The organism is Mesorhizobium sp. B3-1-9 (assembly GCF_006439595.1).
GTDB lineage: Bacteria > Pseudomonadota > Alphaproteobacteria > Rhizobiales > Rhizobiaceae > Mesorhizobium.
Genome location: NZ_VFTJ01000026.1, coordinates 14,099 through 38,485, shown reverse-complemented (window position 1 = coordinate 38,485; position 24,387 = coordinate 14,099). Strand labels below are relative to the sequence as shown.

Sequence of the window (24,387 nt, the reverse complement as noted above, 5' to 3'; positions counted from 1 at the left end):
CGATCAGAGTCTCGCCGGCCGCCTGAGGTCAAGGGTCATGGGAAACTCTTCAGAAGCTTCTTCGTCACGCAGCACATAGGCGCCTGGTGTGTGGCCGCGCGGTTCGAACCGGGCAAGCCGCCGCGCTTCGGCCTCGTTGCCGTTGACCGGGAAGGTGTCGTAGCTGCGCCCGCCCGGATGCGCGACATGGTAGACACAGCCGCCGACCGGGCGGCCTGACCAGCGATCATAGATGTCGAAGATCAGCGGCGTGTTGACCGGCAGGGCCGGATGCAGGCCGGAGGCCGGCTGCCAGGCCTTGAAGCGCACGCCAGCCACCGCGACCTCGCGGTTGTCGGTGACTTTCATCGGCACGATGCGGCCGTTGCAGACGATGGCGTGGCGCTCCGGATTGAGGCCTTCGGTCCGCACCTGCAGTCGCTCGACCGAGGAGTCGACAAACCGGACAGTGCCGCCGATGGCGCCCTGCTCGCCCATCACGTGCCAGGGCTCCAGCGCCTGCCGCAATTCCAGTTTGACGCCGGCTTGGCTTACCTCGCCGCAGAACGGGAAGCGGAATTCGAGCTGGGCCGCGAACCATTCGGGGCGGAACTCGAAGCCGTTGAGCTTCAAATCCTCCAACACGTCGAGGAAATCCGCCCAGACATGATGCGGCAGCATGAAGCGGTCGTGCAGCGAGGTGCCCCAGCGCGCGAAACGGCCGTCGAGCGGGTTCTTCCAGGCGCGCGCGATGATGGCGCGGACCAGCAATTGCTGCGCTAGCGACATGCGCGCATTGGGCGGCATCTCGAAACCGCGGAACTCGACCAGCCCCAGCCGCCCGGTAGGCCCATCCGGCGAGAACAATTTGTCGATGCAGATTTCCGAACGATGCGTGTTGCCGGTGACATCGGTCAAAAGGTTGCGGAACAGCCGGTCGACCAGCCACGGCAAAGGCGCCGCGCCCTTGTCGGGATACGGCACCTGCGCCAACGCGATTTCCAGCTCATAAAGTGAATCGTGCCGCGCTTCGTCGATGCGCGGCGCCTGGCTGGTCGGGCCGATGAACAGGCCGGAAAACAGGTAGGACAGGGACGGGTGCCGCTGCCATTGCAGCACCAGGCTCTTCAACAGATCCGGCCGGCGCAGGAACGGGCTGTCGTTCGGCGTCGCGCCGCCAACCACGACATGGTTGCCGCCGCCGGTGCCGGTGTGGCGTCCGTCGATCATGAACTTGTCGGTGCCGAGCCGCGACTGCCGCGCCTCCTCATAGATTGCCGTGGTCGTCGCCACGCAATCCCGCCAGTTGGCGGCTGGGTGGATGTTGACCTCGATGACGCCCGGGTCGGGCGCGACGCGGATGACGTTGAGGCGCGGATCCTGCGGCGGGGCGTAACCCTCGATATGCACCGGCAGGCCGATGGCCTTGGCCGCGTTCTCGGCCGCCGCCACCAGTTCGAGATAGTCTTCCAGCGCCTCGACCGGCGGCATGAACACGCACAGCCGCCCGTCGCGCGGCTCGACCGAAAGCGCGGTGCGCACCGCGCCCCCGATCTCGGTGATCTCCTGCTCGACGCGATCCTGCTGGCCGGTCGCGGCGGTGAAGGACACGGTCTGCTGGCGGCGCGCCATTTCGTCGGCGCCTTCAGGCTCCGCCGTGGCGGCCCCCGGCAAGATAGCCTCGCGCGCCGGCAGCGGCCCACGCGGCAGCGACGGATCGACCGGCACGATATAGGGGAACTGCGCCGGCGGCACGTAAGGCAGCGTGCCGAGTGGCAGGCGGTAGCCGACCGGGGAATCGCCCGGCACCAGGAACAGGCGGCCGCGCCGCGTCTTCCATTTCTCCGAGCGCCAGCGCTGTCCGGCGGCCTGGCTGTTCCAGCGCTGCACCGGCAGCACATAGCCCGACGGCTTGGTCAGCCCGCGCTCGAAGACGCGCGCCATGCGGCTGCGCTCTTCCGGGTCTTCCAGCTTGGAATTGGACGGATCGACATTGTCCGGCAGCTTGCCTTCCTTGAGCAGCCATTCGCCTGGATCCTCATAGGCCTCGCTGACCATCGCCTTGTCGATGCCGAGCTCGCCGGCGATAGCCGTCAGCAGGCTCTCGGCCTGCTGCGGCCCGACCTTCGCGTCACTCTTTTCGCGTGCGATCAGCGACGGGTCGCTCCATACCGGCTCGCCGTCGGCGCGCCAGTAGAGCGAGAAGGTCCAGCGCGGCAGGCTCTCGCCCGGATACCACTTGCCCTGGCCGTAATGCAGGAAGCCGCCCGGCGCGAAGCGCCCGCGCAGCCGGCGGATGAGCTGGTCCGCCTTGTCGCGTTTGGATGGACCGACGGCGGCCGTGTTCCACTCCGCGGACTCGAAATCGTCGATCGACACGAAGGTCGGCTCGCCGCCCATGGTGAGCCGCACGTCGCCGTCTTTCAGCACCGCGTCGACCTTTTCGCCCAATCGATCGAGCGCCTGCCAGCTTTCGTCCGAGAATGGCTTGGTGATGCGCGGATGCTCGGCGATGCGATCGACCCGCATGTCGAAGCCGAAATCGACATTGGCGAAGCTCGCCATGCCGGAGATCGGCGCGGCATTGCGGAAATGCGGCGTCGCCGCCAGCGGCACATGGCTTTCGCCGGTGAGCAGGCCGGAAGTCGGGTCGAAACCGATCCAGCCGGCGCCCGGAATATAAACCTCGCACCAGGCATGCAGGTCGGTGAAGTCGACAGCGGTTCCCGGCGGTCCGTCGAGCGAGACGAGATCGGGCTTGAGCTGGATCAGATAGCCGGAGACGAAGCGGGCGGCGATGCCGAGGTTACGCAGGATCTGGATCAGGAGCCAACTGGAATCCCGGCACGAGCCCTTGGCCGCGGCCAGCGTCTCTTCCGGCGAATAGACGCCGGTCTCCATGCGCACGATGTAAGCGATCTCGCGCTGCAGCCTTGCATTGAGGTCGACGAGGAAATTGACGGTGTTTGCCGGGCTGCGGTCGATGCTTTCCAGAAATTTCGACAACAGCGGCCCGGTCGGCTCCGGTTTCCGGTAGATGGCGAGGTCTTCCCTGATCTCTTCCGGATAATCGAACGGAAAGGTCTCGGCGCTCTCCTCGACGAAGAAGTCGAACGGATTGTAGACCGTCATGTCGGCGACGAGGTCGACCTCGATCTTCAGTTCCATCACCGGCTCCGGAAAGACGAAGCGGGCGAGGAAGTTGCCGTAGGGATCCTGCTGCAGGTTGACGAAGTGGTTTGCCGGCTCGACCTTCAGCGAGTGGCTGAGCACCTTGGTGCGCGAATGCGGCGCCGGCTGCAGCCTGATCACCTGGGGACCGAGCACCACCGGCCGGTCATATTTGTAATGGGTCAGGTGATGGACGGCTGCCAGAATTGCCATGGTGCCCCGGAGCTCGGCGTTTCAGTCGCCGAACCCTGGCATAAATGCTGGCCATTCTCCAAGCAGAGATGTTGCGCTGCACCTAATTTAAGCAGCGTTGCCAGCTTAGAAAAACGCCTGGATACCCGTCTGCGCCCTTCCGAGGATCAGCGCATGCACGTCATGCGTGCCCTCATAGGTATTGACCGTCTCCAGGTTCTGCGCGTGGCGCATCACATGGTAGCCGATCTGGATGCCGTTGCCGCCATGCATGTCGCGCGCCTGACGGGCGATATCGAGCGCCTTGCCGCAATTGTTGCGCTTGACGATCGAGATCATCTCCGGCGCCATCTTGCCTTCGTCCATCAGCCGGCCGACGCGCAACGAGCCCTGCAGGCCGAGCGCGATCTCGGTCTGCATGTCGGCGAGTTTCTTCTGGAACAGCTGCGTGCCGGCAAGCGGCTTGCCGAACTGTTTTCTGTCGAGGCCATACTGCCGCGCCCGGTGCCAGCAATCCTCGGCCGCGCCCATCGCGCCCCAGGAGATGCCGTAGCGTGCCCGGTTGAGGCAGCCGAACGGACCGCCGAGGCCCTTGGCGTTGGGCAGCAGCGCTTCCTCGCCGACCTCGACGCCTTCCATCACCACTTCGCCGGTGATCGAGGCGCGGAGGCTGAGCTTGCCGCCGATCTTCGGCGCGGAAAGCCCTTTCAGGCCCTTTTCCAACACGAAGCCGCGGATCTCGTCCTTGCCGTTATCGCCCTTCAGCTTCGCCCAGACGACGAACACGTCGGCGATCGGCGCGTTGGATATCCACATCTTGGAGCCGGAGAGCCTGTAGCCATTCGCGGTCTTCTCGGCGCGCGTCTTCATGCCGCCCGGATCGGAGCCGGCATCCGGCTCGGTGAGGCCGAAGCAGCCGATCCATTCGCCCGACGCCAGCTTCGGTAGGTATTTCTTGCGCTGCGCTTCCGAGCCATAGGCATGGATCGGATACATGACCAGCGAGGACTGCACGCTCATCATCGAACGATAACCCGAGTCGACGCGTTCAACTTCCCGCGCGACCAATCCGTAGGTCACGTATCCGGCGCCAAGCCCGCCATATTCTTCCGGAATGGTGATGCCGAGCAGGCCCGCCTCGCCCATCTCGCGGAAGATCGACGGATCGGTCTTCTCGTCGGCATAGGCTTCCTCGATGCGCGGCGCCAGCTTGTCGGCGGCGAAGGCGGCAGCGCCGTCGCGCACCATGCGCTCGTCCTCGGAAAGCTGGTCCTCGATGAGGAAAGGATCGTTCCACACGAAGGCATTCTTCTCGGCGGCCATGACTCGCTCCCGGTATTTTTTGATGTGCCCGGCTTATCCGCCCGTGCCAGCGAAAAATCAAACAAAATTGCATCACGGATCAATGAGCGTTAGTAATGGATAATGAGTGTCCAGCGCCGCCTTCTACCCAATACCGCCGCTCTTGCCGCTTTCGAGGCGGTGGCGCGTCTTGGCTCCTTCACCGCAGCCGCCCGCGAACTCGATCTAACGCAAGGTGCCGTCAGCCGGCAGATCAGCTTGGTGGAAGAGCAGTTCGGCCGTCGGCTTTTCGAACGCGACAGCCGCAATGTCCGGCTATCGGCCGCGGGCGAGATCTATGCCGAAGCGGTGCGTTCCGCGCTTGGCCAGTTGCGCGACGCAGCACTTGGATTGATGAGCAATCGGCATAGCGGTGTTCTCAATGTCGCGATCCTGCCAACCTTCGGCACACGCTGGCTGATGCCGCTGATTCCGGATTTCGTCGCCCGCCACCCGGACATCACCATCAACTTCGCCACCCGTATCGGGCGGTTCGATTTCGCCCGCGAACGCTTGGACGCCGCCATCCATCACGGCATGCCGGACTGGCCGGAGGCCGACTGCACGCTTTTGGTGCGCGAAACCGTGATGCCTGTGGTTTCGTCCGAATTCCTGGCCGCCCGCGCCATCGCCACGCCGGCCGATATCGGCCGCATGCCGCTGCTGCATATGGCAACGCGCCCCGGCGCCTGGAGCGAATGGTTCGAGCATGAGGGGCTCGATGCGCCGACCGGTCCCGGCATGCAGTTCGAGCAGTTCGGCACCGTCGCCCAAGCCTGCATGGCCGGGCTCGGCGTCGCGCTGTTGCCGGAAATCCTGATCGCCGGCGAACTGCAGCGCGGCCAGCTGGTGCCGGCGCCAGGTCGGCCGATGCAAAGCCGCAGCGCCTATTATCTCGTCGTGCCGCACGACAAGCGCGGCTATCCGCCCGTCGCCAGCTTTCGCGACTGGTTGTTGGGTCAGATCGGCAAGGAGCCGGCTGTCCTGGCGTGGTAGCTACTTGCGCTTGAGCGCCTCGGCCAATGCCGCGCCGAACGCGCCCTGCGACGGCCGCTCCGGCTGGCGCTGCGGCACCGGCGCACGCGGTGGCGATTTGCCGCCGCCATTGTCGCGTGGGCCTCTCGGCGCTCCGCCCTCGCCCCCATCCTTGCGCATCGATAGCGCGATGCGCTTGCGCTTGATGTCGACATCGACGACGCGCACTTTCACCACGTCGCCAGCCTTGACCACCTCATGCGCGTCCTTGATGAAACGGTCGGCCAATTGCGAGACATGCACCAGCCCGTCCTGGTGCACGCCGATGTCGACGAAGGCGCCGAAGGCCGCGACATTGGTGACGGTGCCTTCCAGCTGCATGCCGGGTTTCAAATCCTTGATGTCGTCGACGCCTTCCGCGAAGGTCGCGGTCTTGAAGCCTGGGCGCGGGTCGCGTCCGGGTTTTTCCAGCTCGGCGATGATATCGCGCACCGTCGGCAAGCCGAAGCGCTCGTCGACGAAGACGCGCGGGTCGAGCGCCTTGAGCGCTGCGCTGTCGCCCATCAGGGCGCGCACGTCGCGGCCGCAGGCGGCAACGATCTTCTTGGCCACGCCATAGGCTTCCGGATGCACAGATGAGGCATCGAGCGGCTCGCTGCCATTGGCAATGCGCAGGAAGCCGGCGGATTGTTCGAACGCGCGCGGTCCAAGGCGGGAGACCTTGAGCAGATCCTTGCGGCTGGCGAACGGCCCGGTCGCGTCGCGATGCGCGACGATCGCTTCGGCAAGCGATGGGCCAAGGCCTGAAACGCGTGCCAGCAGCAGCGCCGACGCCGTGTTGAGATCGACGCCCACGGCGTTCACCGCATCCTCGACCACCGCTTCCAGCGAGCGGCCGAGCCGGTACTGGTCGACATCGTGCTGATATTGGCCGACGCCGATCGACTTCGGCTCGATCTTGACCAACTCGGCCAACGGATCCTGCAGGCGCCTGGCGATGGACACCGCGCCGCGCAGCGAGACATCCAGGCCCGGGAATTCCGCGGCTGCCGTGGCCGAAGCGGAATAGACCGAGGCGCCGGCTTCGCTGACGATGACCTTGAGCGGCTTCGGTCCGGCACCGGCCGGCAGGTCCGACAGCATGTCGGCCACCAGCTTCTCGGTCTCGCGGCTGCCGGTGCCGTTGCCGATGGAGATCAGCTCCACCTTGTGCTGGCGGATGAGGGCGGCAAGTTCGGCCTGCGTGCCGCGCACGTCGTTCTTCGGCGGGAACGGATAGACAGTCGTCGTCGCCACCAGCTTGCCGGTGCCGTCGACAACCGCCACCTTGACCCCGGTGCGGATGCCTGGGTCGAGCCCCATGGTCGGCCGCGAGCCGGCGGGCGCGGCCAGCAGCAGGTCCTTCAGATTGCGGGCAAAGACATGGATCGCCTCTTCCTCGGCCCGCTCGCGCAGGTCGCGCATCAGGTCGAGTGTCAGATGCAGCGACAGCTTTATGCGCCACGTCCAGCCGGCCACGTCCATCAGCCATTTGTCGCCGGGCAGGCTGCCGCCGATCGCATAGGCATTGGCGATCATGCGCTCGACCGGCTTCACCGGCGATTGATCGTCGGCATCGACCTCGATGTCGAGCGACAGCACTTCCTCGTTGCGACCGCGCAGCATTGCCAGGGCGCGGTGGCTTGGCACATTCGCCCAGCGCTCGACATGGTCGAAATAGTCGGAGAATTTAGCGCCCGCTTCCTGCTTGCCGTCGACGACTTTTGCGCGCAGGAAGGCGCGTTCCTTCATATAGGCGCGCAGCTTGCCGACCAGATCGGCATTTTCGGCGAACTGCTCCGACAGGATGTCGCGCGCGCCTTCGAGCGCCGCCTTGGCGTCGGCCACCTCTTCGGTGACGTAGGCGAGCGCAAGCTCGGCCGGAACTTTCGAGCGATCGGCAAGGATTGCTTCGGCAAGCGGCCCGAGCCCACGCTCCTTGGCGATCTCGGCCTTGGTGCGTCGCTTCGGCTTGTACGGGAGATAGATATCCTCGAGCTCGGCCTTGGTGCCTGCGGCGGCGATCTTCGCCGCGAGCTCCTCGGTCAGCTTGCCCTGTTCGCGGATCGAGCCGAGGATCGTCTCGCGCCGCGCATCGAGCTCGCGCAGATAGGCGAGACGCTCGGAAAGGTCGCGCAACTGCGTGTCGTCGAGCCCGCCGGTGACTTCCTTGCGGTAACGCGCCACGAACGGCACCGTCGCGCCCTCGTCGAGCAGCCCGATTGCCGCCGCGGCCTGCTCCGGCCGCGCGCCGATCTCGGCCGCGATGATTGCTGCGATGCGCTTGATGTCCGATGCCATGCTGGTCCCTGCAGAAAAGAGTGGCGACCATAGGCCGGGATGCCGGCCGCGCCAACCGCGCCGGCTTCATCCAGCAAGGAAGGTCCACAGGAAAGGCGCTGAGCGCGGCCGCTAGGCCGGATCAGGCTATCCGGCTCAACGCCGCGAGGAATGCCACAATGTCCTCGTCCAGCTTGTCGTCCACCGGCTCCGGCTGCGACGACATCTTGGCGATGACCACTTCCGCCTTCGGATTGACGTAGAGCCACTGGCCGTGGATGCCGATGCCGCAGAAGGCGCCGCTGTCATTACCGGTCTGGTACCATTTGTTGCGGTAGCGCCCCTTCGGGAACAGGAACGCCATCGTGCCGCGCTGCCAGGCTTCATGGCTGCCGCCGGTGGCGACCGTGTCGCGCACCCAGGCTTCCGGGACGATGCGGCGGCCATTGGCCGTGCCGCCCTGCCGCATCATCTCGCCGATACGGGCAAGGTCGCGCGGCGTCATCGACATGCCGCCGGCGGTGCGCGCCGTGCCTTCCATGTCGACCGTCACCGACATTTCGCTTGCGGCACCGAGCGGCTGCCACAGTTCTTCGCTGAGCAATTGGCTGACGCGCATGCCGGAAGCGCGCTCGACCAGGATGCCGAGCACATCTGAATTAGGTGAGCGGTAGCGATAGGTTTGCCCGTGCGGCTCGGCAAGGCGCTGGATCGTCATCAGGAACGCCGCGAGGCTCTCCGACCCGCCGCCGGGGTTCCACAACGTCGAGCGGCGGTAGCGGGCGAAAGCGCTCTCCGGATCGAGATAGGCCTCCTCGAAATCGAGGCTGACCGTCATGTCGAGCACGTTGCGCGCGCTCGCATCGCCATAGGCCGAGCCCCTGGCTTCGGGAATGTATTTTGTAACCGGCGCGCTGGGGTCGAACGCCCCTTCGCCCTCCAATATGCCCGCCAGGATCGCCGTCACCGACTTGCTGATCGAAAAGATGATGTGGCGGGCTCCGAACGGCATATGCGGCGCCGACCAGTCGCCGATCAGCTTGCCCGCCTTGAGGATCGTCAGCCCGTCCGTGTCGGAACGCTTCAGGAAGCTCTCGACGGTTTCGCTGCCGCCGGCGAGCGGTATCTTTTCCTCAAGCAATGCGCCGAGCGATTTCGCCTCCTCCTCGCCGCCCGCCGCCGCCGCGACATGCGCGCTTGGCACCAGTTCGCCGACATTCTGGAAGGACCATCGGTTGAACGGTGCCAGCCGCCAGGTTTCGAGCCGCACATCCTTGCGGGCAAAGCCGTACTGGGCCTCGAACGCGGTCTTGCCGGTCATGACACTCTCCCGGATTTTACTTGCGGTTTCAGGCCAGCGCGGCGGCGATGGCGTGCACCGCCTTCTGCGTCGCCACCGAATAGGCGGAGTTGACGAAATCCGGATAGGTCGAAAGCTTCACCACGACCATCCTGTGTTCCCAGCTCATATGGATCAATTGGCCGAACACGCCGCGGCACATCAGCGAGCGCGAGCGCGAATCCTCGATCCAGAACTGGTTGCGGTAGCTGCCGTCCGGCAGGCTCGGGCTGAAATTCGGCCCATGCTTGCCGGTGCGTGTCGCCTCGATCCACTCGGCCGGGATCACGCCGCCGCCATTGTCGAGGATCAGTTGCCCGAAGCGGCCATAGTCGCGCAGCGTCGCGTTGAAGCCGCCATCGGCCAGCGCATAGCCGGCGCTGTCGACGGTGAAGCAGGCGCTCTCGTCGGCGCCGAGCTTCTGCCAGAGTTCTTCCGAGACGAGCTGCGCCAGTCGCTTGCCGCTCACCCGTTCCATGACGAAGGCGAGCACGTCGGTCTCGATCGAGCGGTATTCGAAGGCCTCGCCATGCGGGCGCACTCTGTCCTTCAGCCGCAGGATCAGCTCGAACAGGTGCGACGGCCAGGCGAAGTCCGGATCGCTGCCCGGCGGGATCGGCTTCCAGCCGGTCGCGACATCGACCTGGCCGATCTCGGAATAGCGGTCGGTGTATTCCTCGGAAAAGCGCACGCCCGTCGTCATGTCGAGCACGTGCTGCACGGTGGCGCCGGCCCAGCCGGTCTCGCCGAGTTCCGGCAGATAATCGGTGACCAGCTTGCCCGGATCGATCAGGCCGCGCCCGACCAGGATGCCGCATACCGCGCCGGTGACCGACTTCGCCATCGACTGCGACAGATGCAGCGTGCGCTCGTCCATGCCGTTGAAATAGCGCTCATAGGCGATCTTGCCGTCCTTCAGCACCAGGAAACCGTCGGCATAGGTTTCGTCGAGCAACCCGGCGAGCGTCGTCGGCGCTCCGTTGCTGTCCACGACAGCCAACCCATCGAGGTCGACTTCGTTGCGCTCCAGGCGATGGCGATGGCCGCTGCCGCGCCAGACCTCGACCGTCGGCAGGAATTCGCGAATGTGCTGGAAGGCCCAGCGGTTCCACGGTGGCCGGTCCCAATCGAGCTTCGGCGGCACCAGCTTCGGCGGCGAGCCCTGCATGATCGGCGGCCGCGGCTCGGAGTTGCGATAAGACGTCATAGTGTCCTCCCGGCAGACACAAGAAAGGGAGGCCGGAGCCTCCCCTCCTTCATGCGTTCCGGCACAATTATTTGCGCAGGTTGGTCCAGATCTTGTTGTAGATCTCCACCACGTCTGGCGAGCACGGCGGCACGAATTCCGGCGTCGGCGAGCCGGCCGGAGGGCTGATTTCCGGCGAGTTGGCGAATTCCGTAGGCAGGAATTTGTGGCTGCCGGCGATGCCATTGTCGTAGCCGGCGAACTCCGAGATCAACGCCGCGTTCTCGGGCGCCATGACGAAGTCCTGGAACAGCTTGGCGTTGTCGAGGTTCTTGGCGCCCTTCAGCACCGCGACATTGTCCATCCAGCCTTCGATGCCTTCCTTCGGATAGGCATACTTGATCGCCGGTATCTTCTGGCGCGAGCGGTAGCTGGCGCCGTTCCACTGCTCCGACACGATGACGTCGCCGGAGGTGATCTTGGTGATGGTATCATAGCTGAAGGTCTTCCACGACGGCTTGGCGGCCATCAGTATGTCGTTGACCTTCTTCAGGTTGGCCTTGTCGGCGCCGCAGCGCGGCACGCCGGCATAGCGCTCGGCCGCGTGCATGACGGTGTTGACGTCGTCGAGCACATTGATCTGGCCCTTGAGCTCGTCCGGCGGGTTGAACAGGATCGCCAGCGTGTTGATGTCGCCCTTGAACTTGTCCATGTTGACCGAGAACGCCGTCGTGCCGAACTGCCACGGTGCGGTGTAGTGCCGGCCGGAGTCCCAATAGACGTCGACGAAGCGCGGATCGATGTTCTTGCCGTTCGGCATCGCGTTGGGCTCGGTCTTTTCGAGCAGGCCCTCTTCGACCATGATCTTCACGGTGTAGTCCGACGGCACGACGATGTCGTAGCCGGAATTGCCGGCGCGCACCTTGGACAGCATGGTTTCGTTGGAATCGTAGTCGTCCAGCGTCACCTTGACGTTGTATTGCTTCTCGAACTTTTCGATCAGCTTCGGGTTGGTGTAGTCGCCCCAGTTGTAGATATGCAGTTCGCCGTCGGCGAGCGCTGGCACTGCCGATAGCAGAACGGCCGCGGAAACGGCCGCCATCAGTTTTGCAGACATTTTATGTTCTCCTTGCCTTCCCATTGTTGTGTTGGAGCCCGTGGTCATTTTGCGCGCCGTCGCGCGATCAGGAACGAGACCGAGACGAACAGGATCGACACCAGGAGCAGGATGGTGGAGATGGCGTTGATCTCGGGCGTCATCGGTCGTCGGATCTGGTTCCAGATATAGAGGGGCAGCGTCGTCTGGCCGGGGCCGGCGACGAGCTGCGTGATGGTGAAATCGTCGAAGGAAACGATGAAGGCAAGTGCCGCGCCCGACATGATGCCAGGGACCAGCAGCGGTAGCGTGATGCGCTTGAAGGCATTCCACGGTGTCGCGTAGAGGTCCGCCGCCGCATATTCCAGCGTCAGGTCCATGTCCTCCAGCCGCGCCCTGATCGGCATATAGGCGAAGGGGATGCAGAACACGGTGTGGGCGAGGATCAGATTGCCGATGCCGAAATTGAGCCCGAGCGTGCCGGCGATCAACGCGAAGAAGGAAAGCGTCGCCACCGCCGTGATGATCTCCGGCACCATCAGCGGCAGGTTGATGACCATGAAAGCGGCCGCCAAGCCGCGCCACGGTTTCACCCGCGTCATGCCGATAGCTGCAAGCGTCGCGCAGATCGTCGAAACGATCGTCGCGGTCACCGAGATGATCAGCGTGTTGCGCGCCGCGCTGTGGAACTCCTCGTTGCGCAGCGCGCTGCCGTACCAGTTGAGCGTGACGCCTTCCCAATGCGTGACCAGCGAGCCGCTGTTGAACGAGAAGATCATCAGGATCAGCACCGGCACGTAGAGCACCAGAAGGCAGATGATGGCGATCGAGCGGAAGCCCGGCTGGTCCTTGATGTCCATGACGCGGGGCTCAGCCATGCTGCACCTTCCCCGACGTGTTGCGGACATAGAAGAACAGCGCGACCAACACCGCCGCCATCAGGATCAGCGCCTGCGCGCAGCCGAGCGGCCAGTTGCGCCCCGAGCCGAATTGCTGCGCGATGAGATCGCCGATCATCAGGTGGACGCCGCCGCCCAGGATCAGCGGCGTCACATAGGCGCCGAGCGCCGGGATGAAGACGAGCAGGCAGCCGGCGATGATGCCGGGCTTCGACATCGGGATGATCACCCGCCACAGCACCTGCCGGCGCGTCGCGTAAAGATCATACGCGGCTTCGATCAGCCGGAAGTCGAGTTTCTCCAGGCTCGAATAGAGCGGCAGCACCATGAACGGCAGGAAGGCGTAGAGCAGGCCAAGCTGGATAGCGAAATTGGTGTAGAGCATCGTGATCGGCTTATCGATCACGCCGAGCGCCAGCAGCGCGTTGTTGATCAGGCCCTCGTCGCGGATGATGAACATGATCGCCAACGTGCGGACCAGAAGGTTCGACCAGAACGGGATGGTGATCAGAAGCACCCACCAGTTGCGCTGCGCCGGCGGCCGGGTGGCCATGAAATAGGCGGTCGGGAAACCGAGCAGCAGGCAGATGACCGTCGTCACCACCGCGAACAGGAAGGAGCGCAGGTAGATAATCAGGAAATCCGACGTGAACTGCAGCGTGTCGTCGAAAATGTCGCGTTGGAACAGGAAGTTCAGATAGGCATCGGTCGAGAACTGCCACTGCACGCCGCCATAGGGCGCGGCGGCCAGGAACGAATAGACGCAGATTATGAGGAGCGGCAGCACGCCGAATATGCCGATGATGATCAGCGCCGGCAGCGACAGCAGCCGGTTGCGCCGGGCGCTGGTTTTCACGGCCTGGGCTTCGAACAACGCGGCCTTGGAGAGCGTGGTCGGGGAGAGCGTGGCTGTCGTCATCAGTCTTTCAGGACGCGGGCGGCGTCCTCCTCGAACTGGATGCCGACCTTCGCCCCGGTCTCGTAGGTGACCGGCGCCGAGCGGCTGTTCTGGTGGCGCACGATGAAGTTCTCGCCGCCGTCGAGCTTGACGTGATAATGCGTGTCGGTGCCGAAATAGACGATGTTGGAGAGCGTCCCGGCGACCGTGCCCTTGGCCGGATCGGGTACTAGGTCGGCGTGCTCGGGCCGCACCACCAGCGTCACCTCGCCGGTCGGATCGAAGCCTTCCGGATAGCCCGCGGCGATCGTCGCGTTGCTGGCGAACTTGACCGTCGCCACGCCGGGCTTTTTCGACACCACAGTGCCAGGCAGGAAATTGGTTTCGCCGATGAAGTCGGCAACGAAGCGTTCGGCCGGCCGGTCGTAGATGTCGCGCGGCGTGCCGACCTGCAGGATCTTGCCGGCCGACATGACCGCGATGCGGTCGGACATCGTCAGCGCTTCTTCCTGGTCGTGGGTGACGAAGATGAAGGTGATGCCGGTTTCGTTCTGCAGCCGCTTCAATTCGATCTGCATTTCCTTGCGCAGCTTGTAGTCCAGAGCCGAAAGCGGCTCGTCGAGCAAAAGCACCTTCGGCTGCGGCGCCAGCGCCCGGGCGAGCGCCACGCGCTGCTGCTGGCCGCCCGAAATCTGGCTGGTGCGGCGCGCCTTCAGCGCCTCCATCTTGACCAGCTTCAGCATCTGGGCGACGCGCGCTTCGGTCTCCCCTTTCGGCTTGCCGAGCATTTCCAGCCCGAAGCCGATATTCTGCGCCACCGTCATGTGCGGGAAGAGCGCGTAGCTTTGGAAGACAGTGTTGACCGGGCGCTTGAAGGGCGGCAGCGGCGCGATGTCGCGCCCGTGCAGCAGGATCTCGCCGGCGGTCGGGAAATCGAAGCCGGCAATCAATCTCAGCAGCGTCGTCTTTCCGCATCCGGACGGGCCGAGCAAAGTGAAAAACTCGTTTTCGCGGATCGACACCGACACCGTGTCGAGAGCGGCTACCTGGTTTTCGCCGGTGCCAAAGACCTTGCGAACACCGCGAACTTCAATCGCGTTCTTACCCGGTTGTTCCGGCACGATTACCCCATTGAGAGAGCCTGCTCTTGTCGGCAGGTGTGTTCCTGTTTGATTGTCACCACAAGCCGGTCGGCTTGGCAACTGCGGAGCAGTGACTCGATCCGAGTCCCTATTCAATTAAGCAATTCCTATGCCATCGTTAGGCTTGGTAGGTGATCTTGCCCCCGCAGATGGTGGTCACCGGACGCACGGTGTGCAGCGCTTCCGGCGCGGTCGCCTCGATATCAGCCGACAAAACGACGATATCGGCGAGATATCCGGTTTTGAGGCGACCCTTGCGATCTTCCATGAACTCCGCATAGGCGCCCTCGACGGTGTAGCCCTCGATTGCTTCCTGCAACGAGAAGCTCTGGTCCGGCATGCCTTCTGCCCAAGGCTTGCGCATCACTGCCGCCTGGATGGACAGGATCGGATCGACCGGCGAAACCGGCCAGTCGGACGCGAACACGACGCGCGCCCCGGCGTCTTTCAGCGTGCGCCAGGCATAGCTCAGCGCCCACTTGTCGCGGCCGATGCGCGAGATCGTCGGCTCCATCGGGAAGTTCAGCGCGCCCGGCGGATGCGCCGGCTGCATCGACGCCAGAACGCCGAGTTCGGCGAAGCGCGGCACGTCGGAGGCCGTGATCACCTCGATATGCTCGATACGATGCCGGCTGTCGCGCCTGCCGTTCTTCTTCAGCGCCGCCTGGTAGCCGTCGAGCACCGCACGCACCGCGCCGTCGCCGATCGAATGCACGGCGATCTGCAGGCCGCGCCTGTCGGTCTCGACCGCCACTTCGGCGAAATGCTCCGGCGAAAACAGTGGTTCGCCGCGCCATCCGGGACGGTCGGCATAGTCGTCGACCATCACCGCCGTCCAGGAATCCAGCACGCCGTCATAGAAGACCTTGACCATGCCGGATGACAGCCATTCCGAATTGTAGCTCGCGGCCATCCGCGAGGCTTTTTCCAGCATGTCCAGCGTCATGAAATTCTTGAAGTGGAACGGGATCTTGGTGCGGCAAAGCAGCCGTCCCTCTTTTTCCAGCCCGGCCAGCAGCTCGAGCTGGTAGAGATTGCCGTCCATGTTCTGGATCGAGGTGATGCCATGCTTGGCGCACCATTCAAGGCCGCGATGCATCAGGTCGCGATCGGCCGCCAGTTCCTTCGCCGAAGGATAAGGATCCGGCTCGGCGCCCTCGAGGCCAAGCCGCGTCCGGTTTGCCCCGTAATGGTCGAGGAGCGGCCCGAAGGCCTCGCCTTCGCGCAGCTCGCCCGCGGCAAGTCCGTCGGCGCCCATGACGATCTCGTTGCCCTGTCCGACCTGCCTGCCATGCAGCAGCCCGGCCTCTTCCAGCGCCTTGGTGTTCGCCCACATCGTGTGGTGGTCCGAAGCCGACATGGCGAAGGGACGGTCGGGAATGATGCGGTCGAGATCGTGGCGCGTCACCGGCTCCGGCAGGATCGCGTAATCGACGCCGGCCCCGATCAGGAGCCTGGCGTCGGGGCGCCTGGCGGCGAAATCCTGGATCGCATCGCGCAGCGCGTCGAAGCCGTGCACGCCCGCCAGATGCAGGTTATCGAGCTCGGCCGCGCCGCCGAAGAGATGCATATGCGCTTCGATGAAGCCTGGCAGGACGGAGCTGCCCTGGGCGTCGACAACCTTTGTCGCCGATCCCTTGAGCTCTTCGATGGCAGCGCGGTCGCCGATGGCAATGATGACGCCGTCCTTGACGGCAACAGCCTCGGCGGCGGGATTGTCATCGTCCATGGTCAGCACTCGGCCGTTGACGACCACCAGATCCGCACCACCATCCGCAACCGACATCGCGACTCCACATTTTGCTGAGGGATCGACAACGCCACGTCCGACGAGCCGCCGCTCCACCGGGCGACGCCGTGAACAAAAGCCGATGCCGATGCGCCGTCTTCGAAATTCCCCTTGTTATCGTGGAAGACAGCGTGGATAAAGAATGCGACTGTTTATTCGCGTTTGTCAACAGCCGGAATCTGGAATGTATAGTGGACTGCACCGCGCGCCGATGGTGAGGCCGGGCGGGGAACGGGGGCAACGAGCAGTGAAGCGCAGTCTCGACCGCAAGACCAAGATAGCGCTCGAACCGCGCAAGCAGCCGCGGCAGCAACGGTCAAGCAAGGTGGTCGACAGGATTCTCGACGCGGCGCTGATCCTGACGCGCGAGCAAGGAACCAGAACGCCGACGACGCTCGCCATCGCGCAGCGCGCGGGCTTGTCGGTCGGTTCGGTTTATCAGTACTTTCCCAACAAGGAGGCCATTCTTCTGGACCTGGCCCGGCGCTGGCTGTCGTCTTTTCCCAAGGTCATCCAGAAGCGCATCGACGTCCCCCGGCCAACCGACCGCGACGAATTTCGGCGCGAAGTGCGCAAGCTCTTCATCGACACGTCCAGGCTCTATCTCGACAACGCCACGTTGATGCCGGTGATCGAGGCCATATCCGGCAATGCCGACTTGAGGCCGATCCAGGACGAATATGACAAGGAGATCATCGCCCTCTACGCCGCCTGGCTGCAGCATGTGAATCCGGCTCTCGAAGACAAGATCGCCAGCCGGCTCGGCGTGCTGATGATGGAAGTCGGCCATGTCTGCCGGCTTGTCGGGCTGAAGAAGGACCGCAGGACATTCGACCTCATCGAGGACGATGTGGAAGCCATGTGGCTCGCTCTGGTGACCCCCCATCTCAATCTCGACTGAATTTCGCACCTCCAACTGATTTCGCACTTCCAGGGGAATTTCTATGAAAACTGTCTATTCGCCGCTTCATGCCGGCCATTCAGGCCAGATGGAACTGGTCACATCGGCGATCGTGCCGGGTTTCGAGAAGCCGTCGCGGGCCGAATTCATCAGGGCGCGGGTGGAGAGCGAGAAGCTCGGGCCGATCATCGGACCGACCGAACACGACCTCGCCGCCGCCAAACGCGTGCATGAAGCCCATTATATCGACTTCCTGCCGACGGTGTGGCCGGAATGGGTTGCCGCCGGCTTCAAGGGCTCGGCCATGGGCTTCACCTGGCCGACGCGCGGCCTGCGCGGCGACGTGCCGCCGAAGCGCGTCGATGCCTTGCTCGGCTATTATTCCTTCGACGCCGGCGCCACCTTCGTCGAAGGCACCTGGGCGGCGATCAAGTCCTCCTATGACGTCGCGCTGACCGCCGCCGCACTGGTCAAGGGCGGCGAGCGCACCGCCTTCGCGCTCTGCCGCCCGCCCGGCCATCACGCCGGCGCTGCCTTCATGGGCGGCTACTGCTTCATCAACAACGCCGCCGTCGTCGCGCAGTGGTATCGCGATCAGGGCGCCAAACGCGTCTCGATCCTCGATGTCGACTACCATCACGGCAACGGCACGCAGGAGATCTTCTACCGCCGCGGCGACATCCAGGTCCTCAACCTGCATGGCGACCCGATGGTCGAGTATCCCTTCTTCCTCGGTCATGCCGACGAGCGCGGCGAAGGCGAAGGCGAAGGTTTCAACGTCAATTACCCGATGCCCTTCGGCACCAACTGGGACGGCTGGAGCGCGTCGCTGGAGGACGCCTGCGCCAGGCTCGCGGCCTACGCCCCCGATGTCGTCATCGTCTCGCTCGGCGTCGACACTTTCGAGAAGGATCCGATCAGCCAGTTCAAGCTGAAGAGCGAGGACTATCCCAAGATCGGCCGCCGCATCGCCAGGCTCGGCCTGCCCACTCTGTTCGTCATGGAGGGCGGCTACGCCGTCGAAGAGATCGGCATCAACACCGTCGGCGTGCTGACCGGCTTCGAGGATCGCTAATGCGTGTCGCGCAAAAGTGTGCAGCGGTTTTGCGATAACGACATGCACGAAAACAAAGCCTTAAAGCGCGTCGCCTGAATCCGTTTCAGCGCGACGCGCTTTAAGCCAATCCCCGTCAAGGAGATACGCCCTTGGATGCAACCGGGGGCGTATTTTTGCGACCCCGCCGCGAAATCATCGGCTCAATTCGACTGTGAAATCACCGCCAAGTAACGCGAAGACCGGCTGCTGAGTCGCAAAGCGAGTCCACCGGATTCGATTTTGTCAAATCGCGTTTGATGTCGGATTCATCTGCGGGTAGATTAGACCCGAATCAGCCGGTCCATGGGGGGCGCGGCGACCACCCAAAGTCTCAAGTTCCGGCGCCAGGCTGGTACCAGACGCGGACGGTTTCGCGTTCCCTAGAGGGATTCGGCGCGGTTGGGCGCCGTTCGCGCCCGTGGGTGTGTCTTCGTAAACGTGACGCGTTTCGGGTCCGGCCGCTGGTTTTGCCAGCACCGGGCACAAGGATCGATTCCGGCAAGAATCCAAGAATTAAAATGAGCAATTCCGCCGCGCTTCTCCAACCCGACGCTTCAGGCTCGCGCCTGACATCGCGCGGCGATCTCACCAGTTTCTTCATGCAGCTTGCCGCCGATATCGGCGCCGACAGCTACATGCTGGTCGCCATCGTGCACGACCAGGACCGCAACGATGCGCGCATCGTCTCCTCGAACTGGATCTTCGACGGCATAGAGCTGATCGGCAAAAGGCTGATTGCCAACCTGGCGCTGGGCCCCTTGACCGTGGCGCCGGGCGTACGCCCGAAGCCGCTGGTGGCGGCGCACGCGCCCGACGCCGGCGCATTGCTGACCGGCGAGGAAGCCCGCCTGCTCGACGTGCTCGGCCACGCCGAAATCTATTCGTTGCGGCTCAATGTCGGCCGGCAGCGCCTGTTCGTGCTGTTCTCAGCCGCCGAGGCGGGCAAGATCGACCTGGCCGCCCTGATGAAGGCGCAGATCAAATGCTGCTACGCGCTTTCCAGCATTCCGCAGCTGATCGCCGCGGCGTCCATGCAGGATCCGCTGTCGGACCGCGAGCGCGAATGCCTGTTCTGGGTTTCGGAAGGCAAGACCACCGACGAGGTGGCCGTCATCCTCGGTGTCTCGTCGAACACCGTCAACAGCTACATCACGCACGCCATCCAGAAGTTCGCGGCCAGCAACCGCGCGATGGCGATCGCGACCGCGATCAGGAGCGGCATCATTTGAAGCACGCACAGGTCAAAGAGGCCGCCGCGGCCCTTTTCAACGATCAATGCAATCCGTTCGGCGCCTTCTCGCTCGGCTCGGAGACCCATCACGCGGTCACCATTCCGGATGCCGTGCGTCGCTGCCGCTGGATCGCCGTCGATATCAACGCCTCGGCCTTCGGCCTCTATTTCGTCAGCCCGTCGCCCGAGCGCGCGCGTCTCGTGGCGTGTTTCGATTCCGACTATCCCGGCACCGCGGTCGCGACCAAATTCATCTCCGGCGCCAATGGCGAGGATATGGTGCGCCACAGCCGCATCTCGACGGCGCCGCGCTGGTGGGCCGACGACGGCTCCGCCGGATCGCGGCACGCCTTTCAGCCGCTCGCCTGGGCCGAGCCGACCGCGCCGCTGGCGCCCGGCACCAACGGCATCGCCTTTCCGGTGCATGCCGATCGCGGCCAGTGCGGGCTGGTCGTCTTCCTGGGCTCGGAGATCGCGCTGTCCGACGACATGCTGTGCGAGATCCATGCCCGCTCCTTCGCGCTTTTCGCGGCGGTCGCCCGCATCCGCCCCGGCGACACCGGCAGGACGCGCTCGATCTCCAAGCGCGAACTCGAATGCCTCAAGCTGACCGCCAACGGCAACACCAGCGAGGAGATCGCCAAGCTCCTCAAGCTCTCGGTGCATACCGCCAACCAGTACCTCACCCAGTCGACGCAGAAGCTCAACGCGGTCAACCGCAACCAGGCGGTCGCCAAGGCGTTGCGGCTCGGCCTGATCGAATAGCTACACAACTGCGGCGCTGTAAACGCGCTGCAGCGAGATTGGCACGGCTGCAATCAAATCGTCAGGGGAATGCGAGCGGCTCGGTCCTGCGGATGCGAGCCTCTTCGATCGCGTCCTCGAGCAAGGCCGTGTTGTGCTCGGGCGTCTCGCCGGGCTTCTCGAACGACACGTAGTTGACCACCACGGACGCCTCGTGCTCGGTCAGCGTCAGCTGGAAATAGACCGTCACGCCGCGCGGGCGCAGCTCGAGATCGAGCACGATGCGCGGGCTGCCGCTCCAGTCGACATGCGCCTCGCCCCCATGGCCGAGCCGCAGCTTGCCCGGCCGGAAGTAAAGCTCGGCCGCCGAGTCCACCAGGTCCGAGAGGCAGGCGAAATGCTCGAGCCGGATGAAGGCGATATAGTCGGCAACGTCGATGAGCCTCAATTCGCCCACCACGGGCTCGATGGCGCTGGCGACGATCAGCTCGCGGGAGTTGGCGTGTGGTTGCCGGTCCATGGATTAGCGGCGTCCGTTCATTGGGTTGCTTTGCGCGTGGCCTTCTTCGAGTAGACGATCCGCACCAACTCGGCGACGGCCTGGTAGAATTGCGACGGGATCACGCTATCAACCGAAACTTGCTTGTACATGGAGCGCGCGAGCGCCACGTCCTCGAAGATCGGGATGTTGTTCTCCCTGGCGATCTCGCGGATCTTGAGCGCCACCAGGTCCTGCCCCTTGGCCAGCACGATCGGCGTGGAATCTTCCTCCCGCACATATTTCAGCGCGATCGAATAGTGCGTCGGGTTGGCGATCACCAGCGTCGCGCGCGGCACGGCCGTCATCATGCGCTTGCGCGCCCGGTCGCGCGCCAGCGAGCGCAGCCGCGACTTGACGATCGGATCGCCTTCCGACTGCTTCATCTCGTCCTTTACTTCCTGCTTGGTCATGCGCAGGTCGCTCCGCCAGTGGAAACGCGACCAGACGATGTCGACCACCGCGATCAGCCCCATGACGAAGACGATCGCCACCAATATGTCGACGAAGATGCCGCGTATGACCAGACCGAACGAGACCGGATTGGTGATCATGCCGGCGAGCAGCTTGCGATGATCTTCCGAGAGCGTGAAGGTCAACACCGCGATAGCGAAGCCGAGCTTGGCCAGCGACTTCAGGAATTCGACCCACCCCTGCACGCCGAACATCCGGCTCCAGCCCTTGGCGATCGAGATGCGCGACAGCTGCGGCCTGATCCGCTCGCCGACGATTTGCGGCATGTTCTGGAACACCGAGGCGCCGATGCCGGCAACCGTCAGCAGCACCAGCAGGCTGACGACGGCGCCGCCGATCTCGACCATGACCTGCTTGTAGAGCGAAATGACGTCGGTCTCGGTGTCCATCGGCCAGGCTTCCGGCTTTTCCAGGAACGTCGACAGGAACATGCCGAGATCGACGATCGCGTCTTTGGCATAGAAGACGGCGAAAACCAGTATGGCGAGGAAGGACGCAAAGATCGCGGTCTCACGCGAATGGGGCAGCTTGCCCTGTTCGATCGTGTCGCGGATCTTCTTTTCTGTGGCTTCCTCTGTTTTGGAATCCTTGTCGACCGCTTCAGCCATGGCGCTCTGACCGGGTGATTATCGTCAAGCGGCTTCGGCGGCGGCGGTCTGCGTCGAGGGCAGCTCGAAGGCTCCTTCGCGCGACAGCCGGATGGCGGCGACCGATATGCTCTTGCGCGCCGCCATGATGTCGGCAAGCGCAATGCCTTCCGATCCCTGTCCGAGTTCGGATTCGATCATGCGGCGAGAGCGCGCGCCGATCGCCGAGAGCGCCGATTCGGCGAGTTCCGGCGCCGCGCCGCGCAGCGCCAGCGTGACGAGCTCGGTCGATAGCCCGTCGAACAGCAAAACCCGGGCTTTCTGCGGCAGCAGCGGCAGATCGTCGAAGGCGAACAGCCGCGACCTGACGCCGACGAGATCGGGCGTGCCGAGATCCTCCAGATCCTGCATGAGGTCGTCCAGTTCCGGCTTCGCCATTTCGTTGAGCATGCTGGCGACGCGTTCCTGGCCGGCGGACGTGTCCCTGCTGGCCTTCTGCGACAGCACGCTCACGCGCAGCTGGTTCTCGACGATCCGCGATGCCGCGTCCGGGATGTTGGCCATTGTCACCATGCGCTTGATGATCTGGCTGCGCATCGGTTTTTCCATGGTGAGCAGCACGTTGGCGGCCGTCTGCGACGCGAGCTTCGAAAGCACCATGGCCGACGTCTGCGGATGCTCGCCGGCAAGGAAGCCGCCAAGCCGCGCCGGCTCGAGCTTCTCGAGGTCCGGCCATATCGGCGGCGGTCCTTCCGGAACCGGCTCGAACTTCTTTTCGCCCATGATGGCGCTCATCTCCTCGGGCGACAGCGATTCGTTCAGGATCGTATCCATCCGGTCGGCTGAATCGAGCAGGCCGGCGCCCTCGGTGAACTCGGCTTCGAACTCGGCGACGATGCGCTCCAGGTCGGCCTGTGGAATGGTGCGTAAGAGACGCGCGCCCTCGATCAACGCCTTCAACTCGTCCTGTTTGAAGAATTTGAGCAGGCGGCTGGCCGCGGGCTTGCCCATGGCCACCAATATGGCCGCCGCCTTTTGCGGACGTGTGAGCGCCAATGCCGTCGTCATGCGTGCTGTCCTCGCTGCCGATTGGTCCACTCGCCCGCCATTCTCAGGCGCTCTTCGTCGCGGCGATGATTTCGGTGAGCCGGATGCCGAAACGCGTCGGATCGCTTTCCAGCACCGTGATCTCGCCGCGCGCTATTCTGCGGCCGTTGACCACCACGTCGACCGGCTCGCCGATGCGGCGATTGAGCGCGACGGTGGAACCCTTCTGCAGCGCCATCAACTCCGACACGGGCATCTCCGTGCTGCCGAGGATGATCTGCACGTCTACCGGAATGGTCATGATGATCGAGGAATTGGCGCCAGACCGAAGCGCAGCATCCGGACGGCCCTCCTCTTCACGGAGCACGCCGCGCAGTTCTTCGATAGCGCGATCAAGCTGCTCGTTAGGTTGGCCGGTTTCCGTTTCGGCCTCGGCTTCCACATTTGTCGCTGCCATGCTTCGTCTCCATGAATCCCGGGCCTGGCGTCAGCCCGGCATCAGTCCGTCGATGAAATCCTGCCCGGCATCATGCGGATGACTGATGCGGACGGTGTAATTCTGCCCCAGCTTGCCGAACTCGCAGACAAACAGTGTCTTGTCGCGGGCGCTGAGCCTGGCGTTGAGCTGCGCGTTGTCCTCGAATTCGATCACCTGGCCGGGTTCGAACGCGGCGAGGTCGCCGAGCGTCAGCCGGGCGAGCGGCATCGTCGCTTCGAGCCGGACGGTCGAGCGCATCACCTCTTCGGAGAAGCGGGCCCGCCAGTCGAATTCCGTGGTCTCGCCGTCCTCGCCCGTGGCGACGTCGCCGCTGCGCGAGGAAAGCAGCAGGCGCTGCGGGATCATCACCGTGAGCGTGCCGCTGTCGGACGGCGTCGACAGGCCATAGACGATGCGCACGGCGGCGCCGTCGCGCAGCACCCGCCGCCTCGCATCGTTGCCGGATATTGCTTTCGGCACCGGCAGGCGCAGCTCGAGCGAACGTTTGCCGGATCCGTTGAGTGCCGTCGCGACCTCCTGGAACACACTGGTCGCGACGTCGGCCTCGATCTGCGACAGGTCGCGCTCGATCGGCGCCACCGGCTGGTCGGGATCGCCGCCGAACAGCGCGCTCACCATGACGGCGACCGCTTGCGCATCCATCACCAGCGTCATGGCATCGGCCGAGGCCGGCGAGGCAACAACGGTCAGCGCAAAGGCATCGCCGGCGCGCGAACGCGCCTCGGGAACGCGGCCGACCTCCACCACTTGCAGATCGACGATCACTGGCGCGCCGAGCTCGCCCGCAAGCGCCTTCTGCAACACCGGCAGCGCCCGCTCGGCCATGCCGCGGCCGACGCCGATCACCTGCGCCGCCTCGCCGCTGTCGCCGACGAGCCGCTCGATGATCAACTCCCGGGTTTGCGAAGGACTGCCCGGACTTGTCATGACGGCAGGCGGCCCTG

20 protein-coding genes are annotated in these 24,387 nt (G+C 64.4%); 5 read left to right on the top strand and 15 right to left on the bottom strand.

Annotation, left to right across the window (positions count from 1 at the left end):
• Window positions 1–3: 3 nt before the first annotated feature.
• Both FJW07_RS28905 and FJW07_RS28900 read right to left on the bottom strand, forming a co-directional pair.
• Window positions 4–3,363 carry a transglutaminase family protein gene (locus tag FJW07_RS28905; protein WP_140859605.1) on the bottom strand — a complete coding sequence of 1,120 codons (3,360 nt, stop codon included), beginning with the start codon at window positions 3,361–3,363 and terminating at the stop codon, window positions 4–6.
• Between the two features lie 105 nt (window positions 3,364–3,468).
• Window positions 3,469–4,665, bottom strand: coding sequence for an acyl-CoA dehydrogenase (locus FJW07_RS28900; protein WP_140783803.1), 1,197 nt, complete (start codon window positions 4,663–4,665; stop codon window positions 3,469–3,471).
• A 102-nt stretch (window positions 4,666–4,767) separates the two neighbouring features.
• Between FJW07_RS28900 and FJW07_RS28895 the strand changes: the two genes are divergently transcribed.
• On the top strand, window positions 4,768–5,679 hold the full coding sequence (locus FJW07_RS28895; RefSeq protein ID WP_140859604.1) for a LysR family transcriptional regulator: 912 nt from the start codon (window positions 4,768–4,770) through the stop codon (window positions 5,677–5,679).
• Here the strand turns inward: FJW07_RS28895 and FJW07_RS28890 are convergent, their stop codons facing one another.
• The 8 genes from FJW07_RS28890 to FJW07_RS28855 form a co-directional block, all read right to left on the bottom strand.
• A complete protein-coding gene (locus FJW07_RS28890) occupies window positions 5,680–7,998 on the bottom strand; it encodes a Tex family protein (protein WP_140859603.1) in 2,319 nt (772 codons plus the stop codon). It abuts the gene before it with no gap.
• Window positions 7,999–8,119: 121 nt separating this feature from the next.
• Window positions 8,120–9,298, bottom strand: coding sequence for a serine hydrolase (locus tag FJW07_RS28885; protein WP_140859602.1), 1,179 nt, complete (start codon window positions 9,296–9,298; stop codon window positions 8,120–8,122).
• Window positions 9,299–9,326: 28 nt separating this feature from the next.
• The gene (locus FJW07_RS28880; protein ID WP_140859601.1) at window positions 9,327–10,523 is read right to left on the bottom strand and encodes a serine hydrolase; all 1,197 of its coding nucleotides are present in this window, start codon (window positions 10,521–10,523) and stop codon (window positions 9,327–9,329) included.
• Between the two features lie 67 nt (window positions 10,524–10,590).
• On the bottom strand, window positions 10,591–11,619 hold the full coding sequence (locus FJW07_RS28875) for an extracellular solute-binding protein (protein ID WP_181167048.1): 1,029 nt from the start codon (window positions 11,617–11,619) through the stop codon (window positions 10,591–10,593).
• A gap of 44 nt (window positions 11,620–11,663) precedes the next feature.
• Window positions 11,664–12,476: an ABC transporter permease gene (locus FJW07_RS28870; RefSeq protein WP_140859600.1), complete on the bottom strand. Its 813-nt coding sequence runs from the start codon at window positions 12,474–12,476 to the stop codon at window positions 11,664–11,666.
• Entirely contained in the window at window positions 12,469–13,416 is a 948-nt protein-coding gene (locus FJW07_RS28865; RefSeq protein ID WP_140859599.1) for an ABC transporter permease, read from the bottom strand. The genes FJW07_RS28870 and FJW07_RS28865 overlap by 8 nt, the downstream gene beginning before the upstream one ends.
• The gene (locus FJW07_RS28860) at window positions 13,416–14,516 is read right to left on the bottom strand and encodes an ABC transporter ATP-binding protein (RefSeq protein WP_140648102.1); all 1,101 of its coding nucleotides are present in this window, start codon (window positions 14,514–14,516) and stop codon (window positions 13,416–13,418) included. Before FJW07_RS28860 ends, FJW07_RS28865 begins: the two co-directional genes overlap by 1 nt.
• A 139-nt stretch (window positions 14,517–14,655) precedes the next feature.
• Window positions 14,656–16,323 (bottom strand): amidohydrolase, encoded by a 1,668-nt coding sequence (locus FJW07_RS28855; RefSeq protein ID WP_140859598.1) that lies wholly within the window; start codon window positions 16,321–16,323, stop codon window positions 14,656–14,658.
• Window positions 16,324–16,573: 250 nt separating this feature from the next.
• Between FJW07_RS28855 and FJW07_RS28850 the strand changes: the two genes are divergently transcribed.
• The 4 genes from FJW07_RS28850 (at window position 16,574) to FJW07_RS28835 (ending at window position 20,319) form a co-directional block, all read left to right on the top strand.
• Complete coding sequence (locus FJW07_RS28850) at window positions 16,574–17,227, top strand: TetR/AcrR family transcriptional regulator (protein ID WP_140708379.1); 654 nt, start codon at window positions 16,574–16,576, stop codon at window positions 17,225–17,227.
• Between the two features lie 43 nt (window positions 17,228–17,270).
• Window positions 17,271–18,302 (top strand): histone deacetylase family protein, encoded by a 1,032-nt coding sequence (locus tag FJW07_RS28845; protein WP_140648105.1) that lies wholly within the window; start codon window positions 17,271–17,273, stop codon window positions 18,300–18,302.
• 539 nt (window positions 18,303–18,841) lie between these two features.
• On the top strand, window positions 18,842–19,552 hold the full coding sequence (locus tag FJW07_RS28840) for a helix-turn-helix transcriptional regulator (RefSeq protein ID WP_140859597.1): 711 nt from the start codon (window positions 18,842–18,844) through the stop codon (window positions 19,550–19,552).
• The gene (locus tag FJW07_RS28835) at window positions 19,549–20,319 is read left to right on the top strand and encodes a helix-turn-helix transcriptional regulator (RefSeq protein WP_140859596.1); all 771 of its coding nucleotides are present in this window, start codon (window positions 19,549–19,551) and stop codon (window positions 20,317–20,319) included. The genes FJW07_RS28840 and FJW07_RS28835 overlap by 4 nt, the downstream gene beginning before the upstream one ends.
• A 61-nt stretch (window positions 20,320–20,380) precedes the next feature.
• Here FJW07_RS28835 and FJW07_RS28830 read toward each other — a convergent pair whose 3' ends face one another.
• From FJW07_RS28830 to FJW07_RS28810, 5 genes are read right to left on the bottom strand one after another with little or no spacing between them, the layout of a single operon-like run.
• Window positions 20,381–20,818, bottom strand: a complete 438-nt coding sequence (locus tag FJW07_RS28830; protein WP_140642095.1) for a hypothetical protein — start codon at window positions 20,816–20,818, stop codon at window positions 20,381–20,383.
• Window positions 20,819–20,835: 17 nt separating this feature from the next.
• Window positions 20,836–21,918, bottom strand: a complete 1,083-nt coding sequence (flhB, locus tag FJW07_RS28825) for a flagellar biosynthesis protein FlhB (protein WP_140859595.1) — start codon at window positions 21,916–21,918, stop codon at window positions 20,836–20,838.
• A 24-nt stretch (window positions 21,919–21,942) separates the two neighbouring features.
• Window positions 21,943–22,965: a flagellar motor switch protein FliG gene (locus FJW07_RS28820; RefSeq protein WP_140783813.1), complete on the bottom strand. Its 1,023-nt coding sequence runs from the start codon at window positions 22,963–22,965 to the stop codon at window positions 21,943–21,945.
• Window positions 22,966–23,008: 43 nt separating this feature from the next.
• Window positions 23,009–23,401 (bottom strand): flagellar motor switch protein FliN, encoded by a 393-nt coding sequence (gene fliN / locus FJW07_RS28815; RefSeq protein ID WP_140642101.1) that lies wholly within the window; start codon window positions 23,399–23,401, stop codon window positions 23,009–23,011.
• A 30-nt stretch (window positions 23,402–23,431) separates the two neighbouring features.
• Complete coding sequence (locus FJW07_RS28810; protein WP_140859594.1) at window positions 23,432–24,370, bottom strand: FliM/FliN family flagellar motor switch protein; 939 nt, start codon at window positions 24,368–24,370, stop codon at window positions 23,432–23,434.
• Between the last annotated feature and the right edge of the window lie 17 nt (window positions 24,371–24,387).